A 16,824-nucleotide genomic window follows, 5' to 3' on the forward strand; every position below is an offset into this window, starting at 1 on the left:
CCACGCCCTGCACGGCCGCCCCCGGCGGAGGCCCGCCGGGGGCGGCCGTGTGAGGACCGGGCCTAGTCGGTGATGCCCGCCAGGTCGCGGAGGCGGCGGCCCTGGGCGGCCCGCTCGGCGACGCGCTGCTGCTCGTAGTCGCGGGAGAGCGCCCCGGCCAGCAGCGCCTTCGTCTCGACGACGGCGTCACGGGGGGCGGCCACCAGGGCGGCGGCGAGGTCGCGGGCCGCCGCGTCGAGCTGGTCGCCGGGGACCACCAGGTTGGCGAGGCCGGTGCGCTCGGCCTCCTCGGCGTGCACGAAGCGGCCGGTGGCGCAGATTTCGAGGGCGCGGGCGTACCCCACGAGATGGACCAGCGGGTGGGTGCCCGTGAGGTCGGGAACGAGACCGAGACTGGTCTCACGCATGGCGAACTGCACGTCCTCGGCGACGATGCGCAGATCGCAGGCAAGGGCGAGCTGGAAGCCGGCGCCGATGGCGTGGCCCTGAACCGTCGCGATGGACACCAGGTCGTTGCGGCGCCACCAGGTGAACGCCTCCTGGTACTCCGCTATGACGGCGTCCAGCTCGGCCTCGGAGCCGCGGGCCATGTCGAGGAACGAGGGCTCGCCGTCGAAGCCCTCGGGGGTGAACGCCTGCCGGTCCAGGCCCGCGGAGAAGGACTTGCCCTCGCCGCGCAGCACCACGACCCGCACCGTGCCGGGCAGCGCCCGTCCGGCCTCCGTCAACGCCCGCCACAGAGCGGGAGACTGAGCGTTGCGCTTGGCCGGGTTGGCGAGCGTCACCGTGGCGACGGCATCGTCGACGGCGAGCCGTACGCCGTCCTTGTCGAGCACAGTGTCGAGCGAGGTCATCGGGCGCCTCCGGAGGGGGTTCGGTCAGCACGAGGAACTAAGTGACTGAACAGTAACCACCCGGGCGACCGTGTGGTCGACCGGGTGGCCACCCCGAAATCCCGCTGGGCCCGAAGGCGTCGAAGAGCTGCGGCCTCAGGCCGAAGCGGCCTTCTTGCCCCGTGTCGCGCCGCCGCGCCCTCGCAGCGTCACTCCGGACTCACTGAGCATCCGGTGGACGAACCCGTAGGAGCGGCCGGTTTCCTCGGCCAGCGCCCTGATGCTCGCACCGGAGTCGTACTTCTTCTTCAGGTCTGCCGCGAGCTTGTCACGCGCGGCGCCGGTCACCCGGCTGCCCTTCTTCAGAGTCTCGGCCACCCGTGCCTCCTCATGGGAAGTGCGCTCTGGACTCTCATGATCACCCCTCCCGCGCTTCCTGGCCACCCATTCGGCAAGGTCGGTGCGTGCGGTTTCCGGGAGGCGAGGGGCGCCGACACGATCGGAAGTCCTCGTTCCCGAGGGCGCACACAGGCGTGCGGCCCCGATCGGCCGGAGAACCGGCAGGTCAGGGCCGTACGGGGAGAAACCGTCCGGCAGAGGGCGTGCGGCGGGCGAGCGCCCGGCGCACCACCGGAGTACGAGAGGTTCTCACGCAGATGACGGATCACGCGTAGGCCGAATGATCCACCCCCGGTGGATCAGGCGAGGGCGACGAGGTCGCGGTAGTCCGCTCCCCAGAGGTCCTCGACCCCGTCCGGAAGCAGGATGATCCGCTCCGGCTGGAGCGCCTCGACGGCCCCCTCGTCGTGGGTGACGAGGACGACCGCGCCCTTGTAGGTGCGCAGCGCGCCGAGGATCTCCTCGCGGCTGGCGGGGTCGAGGTTGTTCGTCGGCTCGTCGAGCAGGAGCACGTTGGCGGAGGAGACGACCAGGGTCGCGAGCGCGAGCCGGGTCTTCTCGCCGCCGGAGAGCACGCCGGCGGGCTTGTCGACGTCGTCGCCGGAGAAGAGGAAGGAGCCGAGCGTCTTGCGGACCTCGACGAGGTCGAGGTCGGGGGCGGCGGAGCGCATGTTCTCCAGGACCGTGCGCTCCGGGTCGAGGGTCTCGTGCTCCTGGGCGTAGTAGCCGAGCTTGAGACCGTGCCCCTGGATGATCTCGCCGGTGTCGGGCTTCTCCGCGCCGCCGAGCAGACGCAGCAGTGTGGTCTTGCCCGCGCCGTTGAGGCCGAGGATGACGACGCGGGAGCCCTTGTCGATGGCGAGGTCGACGTCGGTGAAGATCTCCAGCGAGCCGTAGGACTTGGAGAGGCCCTCCGCCATCAGCGGGGTCTTGCCGCAGGGGGCGGGTTCCGGGAAGCGCAGTTTGGCGACCTTGTCGGAGACGCGGACGGCCTCCAGGCCGGCCAGCAGCCGGTCGGCCCGCTTGGCCATGTTCTGCGCGGCCACGGTCTTGGTGGCCTTGGCCCGCATCTTGTCGGCCTGCGAGTTGAGGGCGGCGGCCTTCTTCTCGGCGTTCTGGCGCTCGCGCTTGCGGCGCTTCTCGTCGGCCTCGCGCTGCTGCTGGTAGAGCTTCCAGCCCATGTTGTAGACGTCGATCTGGGAGCGGTTGGCGTCGAGGTAGAACACCTTGTTGACGACCGTCTCGACCAGTTCGACGTCGTGGGAGATCACGACGAAGCCGCCGCGGTAGGACTTGAGGTAGTCGCGCAGCCAGACGATGGAGTCGGCGTCGAGGTGGTTGGTCGGCTCGTCCAGGAGCAGGGTGTCGGCGTCCGAGAAGAGGATGCGGGCCAGCTCGACGCGGCGGCGCTGACCGCCGGAGAGGGTGTGCAGGGGCTGGCCGAGGACCCGGTCGGGCAGGTTGAGCGCGGCGGCGATGGTGGCGGCCTCGGCCTCGGCGGCGTACCCGCCCTTGGTGAGGAACTCCGTCTCCAGGCGTTCGTACTTCTTCATCGCCTTCTCGCGGGTGGCGCCCTTGCCGTTCGCCATCCGGTCCTCGTTCTCGTGCATCTTGCGCAGGATCTCGTCGAGGCCGCGGGCGGAGAGGACGCGGTCCCGGGCGAGGACGTCGAGGTCGCCGGTGCGCGGGTCCTGCGGGAGGTAGCCCACCTCGCCAGACCTGGTGATGGTTCCCGCGGCGGGGGCGCCCTCGCCGGCGAGGCACTTGGTGAGGGTGGTCTTGCCCGCTCCGTTGCGGCCGACGAGGCCGATGCGGTCGCCCTTGGCGATACGGAAGGAGGCGGACTCGATGAGGATGCGGGCGCCGGCGCGCAGCTCGATGCCGGAGGCGGTGATCACGGAAAAACTCCAGGGCAGTATGGACGGCGGAGGGACGAGGGCGGAGGTCTCTCGACGCCGCTAATGCACAAGGAGAAAGGCCATACGGCCCATTCTACCGGCGGTCCGCAACTGCTTTTCCGCGTGCCCGGCGGGACGAACCGACCGATACTCGGCGCAGGGCGGCACGCCGTCGCCCGCCGAGCCCGAGGGTGGTGCGACGTGCAGTTCGACGACGACGCCGATCTGGACACCTCCGAGGTCCAGGACGTGCGCGGCAGCCGGATCCCGGGCGGGCGGGCCACCGTGGGCGGCGGGATCGCCGGGGTGATCGCCCTGGTCCTGGGCCTGCTCTTCGGTGTCGGCCCCGATCAGCTCGGCCTCACCTCCGACGGCCCGGACGCGGCGGCGACGGCCTCCTCGGCGGGGCAGGTGCAGGAGAGCTGCCTGAAGGGGCGGGACGCGAACAGCCGGGAGGACTGCCGGACGGTGGCGGTGGTCAACAGCGTGCAGGACTTCTGGCGGCAGGAGTTCCAGCGGCAGGACATGCCGTACGAGGGCGCGCGGACGGTCCTGTTCAGTCAGCGGGTGGGCACCGCGTGCGGGTCCGCCACCTCGGCGGTCGGGCCGTTCTACTGCCCCGGCGACCGCAAGGTCTATCTGGACCTCGGGTTCTTCGACGACCTGCGGACGAAGTTCGGCTCCAGCGGCGGCCCGTTCGCGCAGGCGTACGTGGTGGCGCACGAGTACGGCCACCACGTGCAGAACCTGACGGGCGCGCTCGGCCGGTCGCGGGACGGCCGGCCGGGCGAGAACAGCGACGCGGTGAAGACGGAACTGCAGGCCGACTGCTACGCCGGGGTCTGGGCGCACCACGCGACGACCACGGACGGGCCGGCCGGCCGCCCGCTGATCACCGAGCTGACCCGGGCGGACGTCCGGGACGGCCTGGACGCGGCGGCGGCGGTCGGCGACGACCGGATCCAGCAGAGGTACCAGGGCCGGGTCGCACCGGAGTCCTGGACGCACGGTTCGGCGGCGCAGCGGCAGCAGTGGTTCTCCACCGGACTCCGCACGGGCGACATGACCCGGTGCGACACCTTCGCCTGACCGGGTGCGGCCGCCCTCGCCGGGCGCCGCCGGAAGACCGGGGCGCGGATCACCCGGCGGCGGACGGGCCGGGCGCGCCCGCGGGCCCGGCTGTCGCGCGCCTCCCCGACGGGCGGGCTTGGCATGCCGCCGCCCCGGGGCCCGGCTCCCGGGGTCCGGGGCGGGCCCGGAGGCGTGCGGCTCAGGTCCCCCCGGTGTGCACCTGGAAGGCGGCCCGCCGGACCGCCTTGGCCAGGGCCGGGTCCGGGTGGGCGGCGGCCAGCGCGACCAGGACCTGGACGGTACGCGGGTGGCCGACGGCCCTGACCTCGTCGAGGAGGGCGGGGACGGTGCCCTGGACTGCGGTGTCGAGGTGGCGCACGAGCAGCCCGGTCTCGCCGTGGTCGGCGACGGCCGCCGCGGTGTCGACCCAGAGCCAGGTGGCCTCCTCGCGGCTGAGGACGTCCTGGGCGTCGTCGGGGTCGTTGCCCTCGTACTCGGCGAGCCAGAGCAGCGCGTAGGGGCGCAGCGAGGGCTCGGCCAGTACAGAGCGGACCTCCGGTTCGGCGGGCGCGCCGACGACCCTCAGCGCCTCGAAGGCCAGCCCGCGCAACAGGGCGTCCTCGCCCCGGGCCACGGCGAGCAGTTCGGCGACGGCGCTGCCGACCGTGCGGGCGGCGAGCCAGGCGCGGTATTCGTCGCGGGCCGGGCCGGGGGTGAGCCGGGCGCAGCCGAGGAGCATGTCGGCGGCGGACTGCTCGATGTTCCCGGCCGGGCTCTGGGCGGCGACGCAGATCTGTTCCAGCTTGACCCAGACCGCCCAGTTGCCGAGGGGGGTGAGGGTGGCGTGCCCCTGGCCGAGGGTGAGCGCCCCGACGGCGGCGAGGCCCTCCAGCGCCCAGTCGAGCAGCAGGGCGTTGAGGTCGGCGTCGCGGGCGGGCTCCACGGGGGCGGGGGGGCCGGCCGGGCCGGCGGTCGCGGGGCCGCCGGGCCCCAGGGGGACTTCGCAGCGCTCCTCGTGGAGTTCGGCGACGCGCTGGCCGAGGAGGTCCAGCAGGGCGGGGACGGTGACGGGGCCCGCGGAGAGCTGGAGGAGCGAGAGCACCTGGGGCACGGCCTCGACGGCTTCGGCGACCGCCCCGGCCTCGATGCCGGCGGGAGCGGCGTGGACCAGCGACCAGGCGTCGAAGAGCGCCACCCAGCCGCGCAGGACGGCGGAGTCGTCCCGGTCCCAGGCGCGCAGCCGCCAGCCGGGGCGGGCGGTGTCGCCGTGCAGCTCGATCAGTCCGGCCAGCCGGGCCCGGTCCCATCCCGCCCGGACCTGCGCCGGGGAGAGCTCCAGGGCGGCGGCCGCCCGTTCGAGGGCCTGGGCCGCGAGCGGGGCGGTGGTGCCCGGCCCGGGCGCGTCGGCCGCCCAGTGGGCGATGCGTACGGCGTCGGCGAGGACCGCCCTCGCCTGGCGGGCCAGTTCCGCACGGGGCGGGGTGCCCTCGGGGGGCCGGGGCGCCGGCCTGGTGCGCCGGGTGGTCACCGCCTTGCGGGCGGTGGCGAGGGGTCGCGGGCGGACAAGTCGCAGTCTGGAGTCGCGCGGAGTACGGGACGTCACGGGAGCAGTCTTGCCCCTGACGGCCCGAAAGCCCAAACGGAAGGCGTTTCGCCGGTACGTGAAAGGTTCCCCGGACGCGACGACAAGGGGGAGAGTTCACCCCATCGGCTCACATGAGGGGCGTGAGGAAGCGCCGCAGGGTCTCCTCGTAGCGGGCGGGGCCGGCGTTCCACATCGACGCGTGCGGAGCCTGCGGCACGGTGTGGAGGGCGACCAGCTCGGGGCGGCGGGCGGCGAGTTCGCGGGAGGGCCCCCAGGGGGCGATCGTGTCGTCGGGCCCGTGCAGGATCAGGGTCGGGGTGTCCAGGGTGACCGGCGCGGAGGTCTCGAGCACCGGAGCCGGGTTCATACCGGTCCGGCCCTGGGCCGCGCGGACGGCGAGCGGCAGCAGGGCGGCCGGGACGCCCCGGGCGGCGGCCAGGGCGCGCAGGGTGGCCTGCCAGTCCAGCACCGGGGAGTCGAGGACGATGCCGCTGATCCGGTCGCGGAGCGGGGACTCGACGGCGGCGTACAGGGCCATGGTGGCGCCGGTGGACCAGCCGTGGACGATCACGTTCCGGGCCCCGTACCGCAGGGCGAAGCGGATGGCGGCGTCCACGTCGCGCCACTCGGAGGCGCCGAAGCGGCCGACGCCGTCGGCGGCGCGCGGGGCTCCGGGGTCGCCCCGGTAGGCGAGGTCGAGCACGGGGAGGCTCTGCCCGTGCAGGAAGGGCATCACGTTCATGGGGTGGGCGCGGGTCGTGCCGAGGCCGTGCACGGTGATCACCCAGGTGTCGCGCTCTCCGGGGACGTACCAGGCGGGCAGGGGGCCCCGCTCTCCGGGGATCTCGACGTCCCGGTGGTCCAGGCCGAGATCGCCGCGCGGGTCGCCGCCGTACAGCTCGGGGGTGAGCCGGACCTTGGCGCCCGGTTCGAGGAGCCCCCGGCCGACGCCCTCCAGCTTGCGCACGACGGTGTCGGCGCCCGGGGAGGCCCCGTCGATCACCGGTCCGACGACCGCGTGGACGCCGGGGCCCGCCAGGCCCCAGGTGCCGGGCCGGAGCGCCGAGAAGGACCGGGTCAGGGTGGTTCGCCCGGCCGCCGTGGCGTGCACGGTGAGCCGGCGGTCGGCGGGGAGGGGGCGGCCGGGCGTCGCCCGGAGGGCGACGTCGCCCGCGTACCGGCCGGCCGCGACCGCTGCCGCGCCGACGCCGAGGACTGTGGTGACGGCCGTTGCCGTCGCGGTTACCGGGCGCACCGCTCCAGTGTCGTGGGGCGGACGGCGTGCTGCCAGTGGGCGGCGGCCGTCCGGGGCCGTCCGGTCCCCGCGCGCCCGCGGCGCCCCATCGGGCCGCAGGACGCACGGTGGACGTCAGCCGCGCTGGCCGTACCCCCGGAGTGCTTTCGTCACCTCGGCCAGCTGTCCCTCGTCGAGCAGGGCCGGGACGCGGCCGGGGACGGAGCTCGCGGTGAGCCAGAGACGGCAGAGCCACTCCAGCTGGGCGGTGCGGTCGTACGCCTGGTCGAGGGTGTCGCCGTAAGTGACGGTGCCGTGGTTGGCGAGCAGGCAGCCGGTGCGGTCCCGGAGCGCTTCGAGCATCGCCTCGGCCAGCTCCGGGGTGCCGTAGCGGGCGTAGGCGGCCGTGCGGACGGGCCCGCCGAGGAGGGCGGCCGCGTAGTGGACGAGCGGCACCTCGGCGACGAGGGTGGAGACGGCGGTGGCGTGCACGGCGTGGGTGTGCACCACGGCGGCGGCGCCGGTGGAGCGGTAGACCGCCAGGTGGAGGGGGAGTTCGCTGGTCGGCTCCAGCTCCCCCAGGACCCGGCGGCCCTCCGGGTCGACGCCGACCGCGTCGCCGGGTCCGAGCCGGTCGTAGGGGACCCCGCTGGGGGTCACCAGGATCAGGTCGCCGAGGCGGGCGGACACGTTGCCCGAGGTGCCGACGACGAGGCCGTCCGCCGCGCTGCGGCGCGCGGTGTCCACGACGTCCCGCCACACGCGGTCCACGGCTTCCGGGTGCTGGTGAGTCATGGGGCGAGCGTAGGGGGGTATCCGCTCAACCGGAACGTCGTACGGCGCGTGACGGGGATCTCCATCGAGTGACGAACGGCCGTTCAAAAATGTTCGCCAACAAGCGGCAAAGAGCAGCCCACGCCCCGCCCCAGGGGCCTCGCGCGGCCTCCCCCGCCCACAACCGGAAGCGACCCACTCCGCTTGGGGTCACCGCAACGCCCTGCCCAGTTCATCTTCCGTTCATCCAGGTTGCCTACGGTCCATGTGCCACTGACGTCGAACGATTGCCTGGGTAAATGGAACACATCACGCTGCTGCTTGCGATTGTGGTCGTAACAGCTCTCGTGTTCGATTTCACGAACGGTTTCCACGACACCGCCAACGCGATGGCGACGACCATCTCGACCGGCGCACTGAAGCCCAAGACAGCGGTGGCGATGTCCGCCGTTCTCAACCTGATCGGCGCGTTCCTGTCGGTGGAGGTCGCCAAGACGATCTCCGGCGGGATTGTCAACGAGGACGGCCTCAGAACAGAGGTCATCTTCGCGGCGCTCGTCGGCGCCATCCTGTGGAACCTGCTGACCTGGCTGGTCGGCCTGCCGTCCAGCTCCTCCCACGCCCTGTTCGGCGGTCTGATCGGCGCCGCGGTCATGTCGGCCGGCTGGTCCTCGATCAACGGCGGCACCGTCGTCACCAAGGTCCTCCTCCCGGCGATCGCCGCCCCCGTGGTCGCGGGCCTCGCCGCGATGCTGGCCACGCGGCTCACGTACCGGATCAACCGGAACGTCACCGACCCGAACCAGCTGAAGTCCACCGCCAAGGGCTACCGGGCCGGGCAGATCGCCTCCGCGGGTCTCGTCTCCCTCGCCCACGGCACCAACGACGCCCAGAAGACGATGGGCATCATCACCCTCGCCCTGGTCACCAGCGGTGTCCTGGCCCCGGGTTCCAACCCTCCGATGTGGGTCATCGTCTCCGCCGGCGTCGCCATCGCGCTCGGCACCTACCTGGGCGGCTGGCGCATCATCCGCACCATGGGCAGCGGCCTGACCGACCTCAAGCCGCCGCAGGGCTTCGCCGCCCAGACCAGTGCCGCCACCGTCATCCTGGCCTCCTCGCACCTCGGCTTCTCGCTCTCCACCACCCAGTCCTGCTCGGGTGCCGTGATGGGCGCGGGCCTCGGCCGCAAGGGGGGCGTGGTCCGGTGGTCCACCGCCACCCGGATGTTCGTCGCCTGGGGTCTGACGCTGCCGGCCGCGGGACTGGTCGGCGCCGCCGCCGAGTTCCTGACCAAGCAGGGCACGTGGGGCATCGCCGTCACCGCGATCCTGCTGATCGGCGGCTCGTTCGCCATCTGGCTGGCCTCGCGCCGCCAGCCGGTCGACCACACCAACGTCAACGACTCGGCCGCGGCCGACGAGCCGCAGGGCGTCGTCACCACCGCCATGGCCGCGGTCCAGCCGCCGCCGGCCGGCGTCCCTGCCGCCGGCCTCATGACCACCATCGCGGCCCCGGCATCGGCGCCCGACGACCCGGCCCGGCCGCCGGCCAAGGTGTAAGGACAGATCCGTATGAAAATCGACTGGGCAGCTCTCGCCTCCGTCTTCGGTGTCAGTCTCGTCGTCACCGTCGCTCTGGTCGGCCTCTTCACCCTGGGCATCGTCGCCCTCTCCAAGCCGTCGGCCGCGTCCGGCGGCGGCTCGGCGGCGCTGGCCCGCACCAGCGCCTACGCCTGCTTCGCGGCGTGCGCGGCGGCGGTCGCGTACGGGATCTACCTGATCGTCGCCTGAGCCGTATCCCGCACGCGGGCGCCACACCGGGCCGGACACACACCTGTGTGTCCGGCCCGGTGTGCGTCTGCCCACAGTGGAGCCCCGCAGGTCAACAGCGAGTTGACGGCTGTTCGCGGGGCGTGGTGGACTGCCGGAGCCATTTACGGCGACAGCAGAGGAAGCCGGTGCGAATCCGGCGCGGTCCCGCCACTGTCACCGGGGAGCACTCCCCCACACCGGACGTCACGGCTCGCGGTACGCGGGCTGGAAGGCCGGGGGAACTGCGGATCCGGGAGCCAGGAGACTCTCGTCGCCGTCACGTCGAACCAGGGCGCGGACCCTGAGTGAGGACCTACGCCATGCCCGGCCGCCGTGTGCCGCATCCCGTGCCCCCGTGTACAGGCCGAGGTGCCGGAACGCCTCTTCCCGCGGCGGGCTGACCCGTGCGAGCCGATCGCGTCTTCGCGTACGGCGCCACGGCCGGGCTGATCGCCGACGCCCTGTTCGGCGACCCCCGGCGCGGCCACCCCGTCGCCGGTTTCGGCCGCGCCGCCGCGCGGGTGGAGTCCCTGTTGTGGCGCGACGACCGGGGCCGGGGCGCGCTGCACGCCCTCGTCTGCGCCGGAGGCGCCGCGGGGGCCGCCGCACTGGCCGCGCGCGCCGTGCGCGACCGCCCCGCCCTCGCCGTCGCGCTGACCGCCGCCACCGCCTGGTCCGTCCTGGGCGGTACGTCGCTGGGCCGGGAGGCCCGTGCCGTCGGCGGGGCGCTGAGCGCCGGGGACCTGGAGGCGGCCCGGGAGCGGCTGCCGCATCTGTGCGGGCGCGATCCGCAGGCCCTGGACGGACCGGGGATCGCCCGTGCCGTCGTCGAGTCGGTCGCGGAGAACACCTCGGACGCCGTCGTGGGCGCGCTGGTGTGGGGCGCGATCGGCGGGGTGCCGGGGCTCGTCGCCTTCCGGGCGGTGAACACCCTCGACGCGATGGTGGGCCACAGGTCGCCCCGCTACCACCGCTACGGCTGGGCCTCGGCCCGCCTGGACGACGTGGCGGGGTGGCCGGGCGCCCGGCTGACGGCCGCGCTGGCCGTGGCGGGCGGCGGGCGGCCCCGGGACGCCGTGCGCGCCTGGAAGGCCGACGCGCACCGCCATCCGAGCCCGAACGCGGGACCGGTGGAGGCCGCGTTCGCCGGGGCGCTCGGCGTACGGCTCGGCGGGACGCTGGCGTACGCGGGGCGCGTCGAGCACCGCCCGGTGCTGAACGGGGCCGCCGGGCGGGACGTGCGCGGCGCGGACGTCGAGCGCGCGGTGCGCCTGTCGCGCCGGGTCGGCGTCCTGGCCCTCGGGGTCTGCGTGGCGGGCCGGCTGGCGGCGGGGCGCCTTCTCGCGGGACGGAAGCGGGGGCGGGCGTGAACGGTCCGGTGCGGAAGACGGTACGGAACGGGTACGGGCGTGCGCGGCCCGGCGGGGGAACGGGAGCGGGCATGAGCGGTGGACTGCTGGTCGCGGGGACCACGTCGGACGCGGGCAAGAGCGTCGTCACGGCGGGCATCTGCCGCTGGCTGGTGCGCCGGGGCGTGAAGGTCGCGCCGTTCAAGGCGCAGAACATGTCGCTGAACTCCTTCGTGACCCGGGAGGGCGCGGAGATCGGCCGGGCCCAGGCGATGCAGGCGCAGGCGGCCCGGGTGGAGCCGACGGCCCTGATGAACCCGGTGCTGCTGAAACCGGGCGGCGACCGCTCCAGCCAGGTGGTCCTGATGGGCAGGCCGGTCGGCGAGATGAGCGCGCGGGGGTACCACGGGGGCCGTCAGGAGGCGCTGCTCGGCACGGTCACCGACTGCCTGGAGCAGCTCCGGTCGACGTACGACGCGGTGATCTGCGAGGGGGCCGGCTCCCCCGCGGAGATCAACCTGCGGCGCACCGACATCGTGAACATGGGGATCGCGCGGGCCGCCGGCTTCCCGGTGCTGGTGGTCGGGGACATCGACCGGGGCGGGGTCTTCGCCTCGTTCTTCGGGACCACCGCACTGCTGGGCCCCGAGGACCAGGCGCTGGTCGCGGGCTACCTGGTGAACAAGTTCCGGGGCGACGTCTCGCTGCTGGAGCCGGGCCTGGACATGCTGTACGGGCTGACCGGACGGCGGACGTACGGGGTGCTGCCGTTCGCCCACGGGCTCGGCATCGACGAGGAGGACGGCCTGCGGGTCTCCCTGCGGGGTGCGGTGCGGGAGTCGGCCGTGGCTCCCCCGCACGGCGAGGACGTGCTGCGGGTCGCGGTCTGCGCGGTGCCGCTGATGTCGAACTTCACGGACGTGGACGCGCTGGCGGCCGAACCGGGCGTCGTCGTGCGGTTCGTGGACCGGGCGGAGGAGCTGGCCGACGCGGACCTGGTGGTCGTCCCCGGGACGCGCGGCACCGTGAAGGCGCTGGCCTGGCTGCGCGAGCGCGGCCTCGCGGACGCGCTCGCGCGGCGGGCGGCGGAGGGCCGGCCGGTGCTGGGGATCTGCGGCGGGTTCCAGGTGCTCGGTGAGCGGATCGAGGACGAGGTGGAGTCGCGGGCGGGGGTCGTGGACGGGCTCGGCCTGCTGCCCGTGCGCATCCGCTTCGACCGGGCCAAGACGTTGGCGCGACCGGTCGGCTCCGCGCTGGGCGAGCCGGTGGAGGGGTACGAGATCCACCACGGGGTGGCCGACGTGCGGGGCGGCGAGCCGTTCCTGGACGGGTGCCGGGTGGGGGCGGTGTGGGGGACGCACTGGCACGGGTCGCTGGAGAGCGACGCGTTCCGGCGGCGGTTCCTGACCGAGGTGGCGCGGGCCGCCGGACGGCGGTTCGTTCCGGCGCCGGACACGAGCTTCGGGATGCTGCGGGAGGAGCAGCTGGACCGGCTCGGGGACCTGGTCGAGGAGCACGCGGACACGGACGCGTTGTGGCGGCTGATCGAGGGGGGCGCGCCTGCGGGGCTGCCGTTCGTGCCGCCGGGGGCCCCTGCCCTGCCGGGGGCCGGCACGGGGGCGGAGGCGCGTTCGGCGCCGGGGGACGCGGGCGCTGAGGATGCGGAGGGCCGGGGCGCCGCCCCGCCTCCCGCTCCTCGATCGCCCGAGGGGCCGGGATTCGCCCGGTCCGCGGAGGCGGCGCCCCGGGGAGTGGAGTGCGCCGGGCCCGGCCCGGCCGGGCTCGATGGTGTTGACGTCGACGAGGAGGCCAAGTGAGTACGCCGTATCCCTTCACCGCGATCGTCGGACAGGACGACCTGCGGCTCGGGCTGTTGCTGAACGCGGTCAGTCCCGCTGTGGGCGGGGTCCTCGTGCGCGGGGAGAAGGGGACCGCCAAGTCCACCGCCGTGCGCGCGCTCGCCGCGCTGATGCCCGAGGTCTCCGTCGTCCCCGGATGCCGGTTCTCCTGTGACCCCGCCTCCCCCGACCCGGCGTGTCCCGACGGGCCGCACGCGGACGCCGCCGGCGTGTCGCGCGCGGCGCGGACCGTGGAGCTGCCGGTCGGCGCTTCGGAGGACCGGCTCGTGGGAGCGCTGGACATCGAACGGGCGCTCTCCGAGGGCGTGAAGGCGTTCGAGCCGGGGCTGCTGGCCGACGCGCATCGCGGCATCCTCTACGTGGACGAGGTCAACCTCCTCCACGACCACCTGGTGGACCTGCTGCTGGACGCGGCGGCCATGGGCGCCTCGTACGTGGAGCGCGAGGGCGTCTCCGTACGGCATGCGGCGCGGTTCCTGCTGGTCGGGACGATGAACCCGGAAGAAGGCGAGCTGCGGCCGCAGTTGCTGGACCGGTTCGGGCTGACCGTGGAGGTCTCCGCCTCCCGGGACACCGACGAGCGGGTGGAGGTCGTGCGGCGACGGCTCGCGTACGACGACGATCCCGAGGGGTTCGCGGCGCGCTGGGCCGAGGAGGAGGGGGCGCTGCGCGAGCGGATCGCCGCCGCGCGCGCCCTGCTGCCCCGGGTCGTGCTGGGCGACGGCGTGTTGCGGCAGATCGCGGCGACCTGTGCCGCCTTCGAGGTCGACGGGATGCGGGCCGACATCGTCATGGCCCGTACCGCGACCGCACTGGCCGCCTGGACGGGGCGCGAGGAGGTCACCGCCGAGGACGTACGGCAGGCCGCGCTGCTGGCCCTGCCCCACCGGCGTCGCCGCAACCCGTTCGACGCGCCCGGCCTGGACGAGGACAAGCTCGACCGGACCCTCGACGAGGCCGCCGGGCAGGACGGGGGCCCGGGGGACGACGAGCCCGATCCGGACGGCGGAGGGGACGGCGGAGGTGGCGGTGGCGGTGGCGTGCCGCCGCAGGCCGGCGGACCGGACAGCACAGCCCCGGAGGACGGTACGCCCTCCCCGGCGCCCGAGGACACGCCGTCCCGGGCCCCCGAGGGCGAGTCCGGCGCGCCCGGCCGGCCCGCCGGGGGCGAGCAGCAGTCGGTGGCGTCCGCCGAGCCGTTCCGGACGAAGACGCTCAGCGTGCCCGGGCTCGGGGAGGGCGCTGCCGGGCGGCGCTCCCCGGCCCGTACCGAGCACGGGCGCACCACCGGCGCGCGGCGGCCCGAGGGGGCGCTGACCAAGCTGCACCTGGCCGCGACCGTGCGGGCGGCCGCCCCGCACCAGCGGGCGCGCGGTCGGGCCGGGCGCGGGCTCGTGGTGCGCCGGGACGATCTGCGGCAGGCGGTCCGCGAGGGGCGGGAGGGCAACCTCGTGCTGTTCGTCGTGGACGCCTCCGGGTCGATGGCCGCCCGGCAGCGGATGAGCGCGGTCAAGGGGGCCGTGCTGTCGCTGCTGCTCGACGCCTACCAGCGGCGTGACAAGGTCGGCCTGGTCACCTTCCGGGGCAGGGAGGCCGAGGTGGCGCTGCCGCCGACCTCGTCCGTGGACGCCGCCGCCGCCCGGCTGGAGTCGCTGCCGACCGGGGGCCGCACCCCGCTGGCCGCCGGGCTGCTCAAGGCCCATGACGTGCTGCGGGTGGAGCGGCTGCGCGATCCGTCGCGGCGGCCCCTGCTCGTCGTGGTCACGGACGGCCGGGCGACCGGCGGCCCGGAGCCGGTGGCGCTCGCCGGACGGGCCGGCCGGCTGCACCGCTCCGAGGGGACGGCCTCGGTCGTCGTGGACTGCGAGTCGGGGTACGTACGCCTCGGTCTCGCCGGGGAACTCGCCCGGGAACTGGGAGGCGCCGCCGTCACGCTCGACGAGCTGCGGGCCGACTCGATCGCCGGGCTCGTCAAGGACGTCACCGCAGCCGGGAGGGCCGCTTGATGCCGCAGGGACAGCCGACTTCCGTACCGGACGACGGGCTTACCACCCGTCAGCGGCGCAACCGCCCGCTCCTGTTCATCCACACGGGCGTCGGGAAGGGCAAGTCCACCGCCGCCTTCGGGCTGGCGTTGCGCGCCTGGAACCAGGGGTGGCCGATCGGGGTGTTCCAGTTCGTGAAGTCGGCGAAGTGGAAGGTCGGCGAGGAGAACGCGCTCAAGGTGCTCGGCGCGAGCGGTGAGGGCGGCACCGTCGACTGGCACAAGATGGGCGAGGGCTGGTCCTGGGTGCAGCGCGACGGCCAGCTCGACAACGAGGAGAAGGCCCGCGAGGGCTGGGAGCAGGTCAAGCGCGATCTGGCGGCCGAGACGTACCGGCTGTACGTGCTCGACGAGTTCGCCTACCCGATGCACTGGGGCTGGATCGACGTCGACGAGGTCGTCGAGGTGATGCGGAACCGGCCCGGCGTCCAGCACGTGGTGATCACCGGCCGCAACGCGCCGGACGCGCTGATCGAGGCCGCCGACCTGGTGACCGACATGACGAAGGTCAAGCACCCGATGGACGCGGGGCAGAAGGGCCAGAGGGGCATCGAGTGGTGAGTGCGCCCCGCCTGGTCATCGCCGCTCCGGCCTCCGGCAGCGGCAAGACCACCGTCGCCACCGGCCTGATGGCCGCCTTCGCCGCGCGCGGGCTCGCCGTCTCGCCGCACAAGGTGGGCCCGGACTACATCGATCCGGGTTATCACTCCCTGGCGACGGGACGTCCCGGCCGCAACCTCGACGCGTACATGTGCGGGACGGAGTTGATCGCCCCGCTGTTCGCGCACGGGTCGGCGAGGTGCGACCTCGCCGTGGTCGAGGGCGTGATGGGGCTGTACGACGGCGCCTCGGGACAGGGCGAGCTGGCGTCCACCGCCCAGGTGGCGAAGCTGCTGCGCGCCCCCGTGGTGCTGGTGGTGGACGCCTCGTCGCAGTCCCGTTCGGTGGCGGCCCTGGTGCACGGGTTCGCGTCCTGGGATCCGGAGGTGCGGATCGGCGGGGTGATCCTGAACAAGGTGGCCTCCGACCGGCACGAGGCGCTGTTGCGGGACGCGTTGGACGAGTCGGGGCTGCCGGTGCTCGGCGTGATCCGGCGGGCCCCGCAGGTCGCGACGCCCTCGCGCCATCTGGGGCTGGTCCCGGTGGCCGAGCGGGGGGCGGAGGCGGTGGAGGCCGTACGCGCCATGGGCGAGCGGGTGCGCGCCGGGTGCGATCTGGACGCGCTGATGGCACTGGCGCGGACGGCTCCCGCACTGCCGGACGAGCCGTGGAGCCCCGCGTACGCCCCGGCCCGGGAGTCGTACGCCCCGGCACGGGGTCCCCGGCCCGTCGTCGCGGTGGCGGGCGGGGCGGCGTTCACCTTCGCCTACGCGGAACACGCCGAGCTGCTGACGGCGGCCGGGGCGGAGGTCGTGGCCTTCGACCCGCTGCGGGACGAGAAGCTGCCGGCGGGTACGGCGGGCATCGTGATCGGCGGCGGGTTCCCGGAGGTGTACGCGCCCGAGCTGTCGGCCAACCGGCCGCTGCGGCGCGCGGTGACGGAGCTGGCCCTGAGCGGCGCCCCGGTGGCCGCCGAGTGCGCGGGGCTGCTCTATCTGGCGCGGGAACTGGACGGGAAGCCGATGTGCGGGGTGCTCGGCGCCGAGGCCCGGATGTCCGAGCGGCTGACCCTCGGATACCGGCAGGCGGTGGCCGTCTCCGACAGCGTGCTGGCGGTGGCGGGCACCCGGATGCGCGGGCACGAGTTCCACCGCACGGTCCTGGAGCCGGGGGCGGGGGCCACCCCCGCGTGGGGCATGCACCAGCCGGAGCGACGGGTCGAGGGGTACGTGGAGCGGGGCGTGCACGCGAGCTATCTGCACACCCACTGGGCCGCCTCGCCCGAGGTGGCCGGCCGGTTCGTGGCACACTGCCGGGCCCGGTGAGCCGCTTTCCCGGGGGCGTGACGGGGCGCGCGAGAAGGT

The 16,824-nt window shown here is 74.5% G+C and carries 14 protein-coding genes and 1 riboswitch; of the genes, 8 read left to right on the forward strand and 6 right to left on the reverse strand.

Annotated features, from left to right (window positions below; translation table 11 throughout):
- Positions 1-62: 62 nt before the first annotated feature.
- The 3 genes from AMK24_RS14540 to AMK24_RS14550 form a co-directional block, all read right to left on the reverse strand.
- Positions 63-854: an enoyl-CoA hydratase/isomerase family protein gene (locus AMK24_RS14540; RefSeq protein WP_073769030.1), complete on the reverse strand. Its 792-nt coding sequence runs from the start codon at positions 852-854 to the stop codon at positions 63-65.
- 135 nt (positions 855-989) lie between these two features.
- A complete protein-coding gene (locus AMK24_RS14545; RefSeq protein WP_006123601.1) occupies positions 990-1,211 on the reverse strand; it encodes a helix-turn-helix domain-containing protein in 222 nt (73 codons plus the stop codon).
- 320 nt (positions 1,212-1,531) lie between these two features.
- Positions 1,532-3,130, reverse strand: a complete 1,599-nt coding sequence (locus AMK24_RS14550) for an ABC-F family ATP-binding cassette domain-containing protein (protein WP_073769032.1) — start codon at positions 3,128-3,130, stop codon at positions 1,532-1,534.
- Between the two features lie 201 nt (positions 3,131-3,331).
- Between AMK24_RS14550 and ypfJ the strand changes: the two genes are divergently transcribed.
- Positions 3,332-4,219, forward strand: coding sequence for a KPN_02809 family neutral zinc metallopeptidase (gene ypfJ, locus AMK24_RS14555; protein WP_073769035.1), 888 nt, complete (start codon positions 3,332-3,334; stop codon positions 4,217-4,219).
- Positions 4,220-4,400: 181 nt separating this feature from the next.
- Here the strand turns inward: ypfJ and AMK24_RS14560 are convergent, their stop codons facing one another.
- The 3 genes from AMK24_RS14560 to AMK24_RS14570 all read right to left on the reverse strand — a co-directional run bounded on the left by AMK24_RS14560 (position 4,401) and on the right by AMK24_RS14570 (position 7,815).
- Positions 4,401-5,729, reverse strand: coding sequence for a hypothetical protein (locus AMK24_RS14560; protein ID WP_073769037.1), 1,329 nt, complete (start codon positions 5,727-5,729; stop codon positions 4,401-4,403).
- Positions 5,730-5,913: 184 nt separating this feature from the next.
- Positions 5,914-7,041 carry an alpha/beta hydrolase gene (locus tag AMK24_RS14565; protein WP_073769039.1) on the reverse strand — a complete coding sequence of 376 codons (1,128 nt, stop codon included), beginning with the start codon at positions 7,039-7,041 and terminating at the stop codon, positions 5,914-5,916.
- Between the two features lie 114 nt (positions 7,042-7,155).
- Positions 7,156-7,815, reverse strand: a complete 660-nt coding sequence (locus tag AMK24_RS14570) for a class II aldolase/adducin family protein (protein WP_073769041.1) — start codon at positions 7,813-7,815, stop codon at positions 7,156-7,158.
- A 278-nt stretch (positions 7,816-8,093) separates the two neighbouring features.
- On the opposite strand from AMK24_RS14570, the gene AMK24_RS14575 reads away from it, so the two are divergent.
- The 7 genes from AMK24_RS14575 to AMK24_RS14605 all read left to right on the forward strand — a co-directional run bounded on the left by AMK24_RS14575 (position 8,094) and on the right by AMK24_RS14605 (position 16,785).
- Positions 8,094-9,356, forward strand: a complete 1,263-nt coding sequence (locus tag AMK24_RS14575; RefSeq protein WP_073769043.1) for an inorganic phosphate transporter — start codon at positions 8,094-8,096, stop codon at positions 9,354-9,356.
- Positions 9,357-9,368: 12 nt separating this feature from the next.
- The gene (locus AMK24_RS14580) at positions 9,369-9,587 is read left to right on the forward strand and encodes a hypothetical protein (RefSeq protein ID WP_073769045.1); all 219 of its coding nucleotides are present in this window, start codon (positions 9,369-9,371) and stop codon (positions 9,585-9,587) included.
- Positions 9,588-9,745: 158 nt separating this feature from the next.
- Positions 9,746-9,875, forward strand: a riboswitch (cobalamin riboswitch).
- Positions 9,876-10,012: 137 nt separating this feature from the next.
- On the forward strand, positions 10,013-10,978 hold the full coding sequence (locus AMK24_RS14585; protein WP_073769047.1) for a cobalamin biosynthesis protein: 966 nt from the start codon (positions 10,013-10,015) through the stop codon (positions 10,976-10,978).
- A 71-nt stretch (positions 10,979-11,049) separates the two neighbouring features.
- Complete coding sequence (locus AMK24_RS14590; RefSeq protein ID WP_073769049.1) at positions 11,050-12,774, forward strand: cobyric acid synthase; 1,725 nt, start codon at positions 11,050-11,052, stop codon at positions 12,772-12,774.
- A complete protein-coding gene (locus AMK24_RS14595; RefSeq protein ID WP_073769051.1) occupies positions 12,771-14,822 on the forward strand; it encodes a putative cobaltochelatase in 2,052 nt (683 codons plus the stop codon). The genes AMK24_RS14590 and AMK24_RS14595 overlap by 4 nt, the downstream gene beginning before the upstream one ends.
- On the forward strand, positions 14,822-15,421 hold the full coding sequence (gene cobO / locus AMK24_RS14600; RefSeq protein ID WP_073769053.1) for a cob(I)yrinic acid a,c-diamide adenosyltransferase: 600 nt from the start codon (positions 14,822-14,824) through the stop codon (positions 15,419-15,421). The genes AMK24_RS14595 and cobO overlap by 1 nt, the downstream gene beginning before the upstream one ends.
- Positions 15,415-16,785, forward strand: a complete 1,371-nt coding sequence (locus AMK24_RS14605; protein ID WP_073769055.1) for a cobyrinate a,c-diamide synthase — start codon at positions 15,415-15,417, stop codon at positions 16,783-16,785. Before cobO ends, AMK24_RS14605 begins: the two co-directional genes overlap by 7 nt.
- Positions 16,786-16,824 lie beyond the last annotated feature (39 nt).

Source organism: Streptomyces sp. CB02366 (assembly GCF_001905905.1).
In the GTDB taxonomy this organism is placed as follows: Bacteria; Actinomycetota; Actinomycetes; order Streptomycetales; family Streptomycetaceae; genus Streptomyces.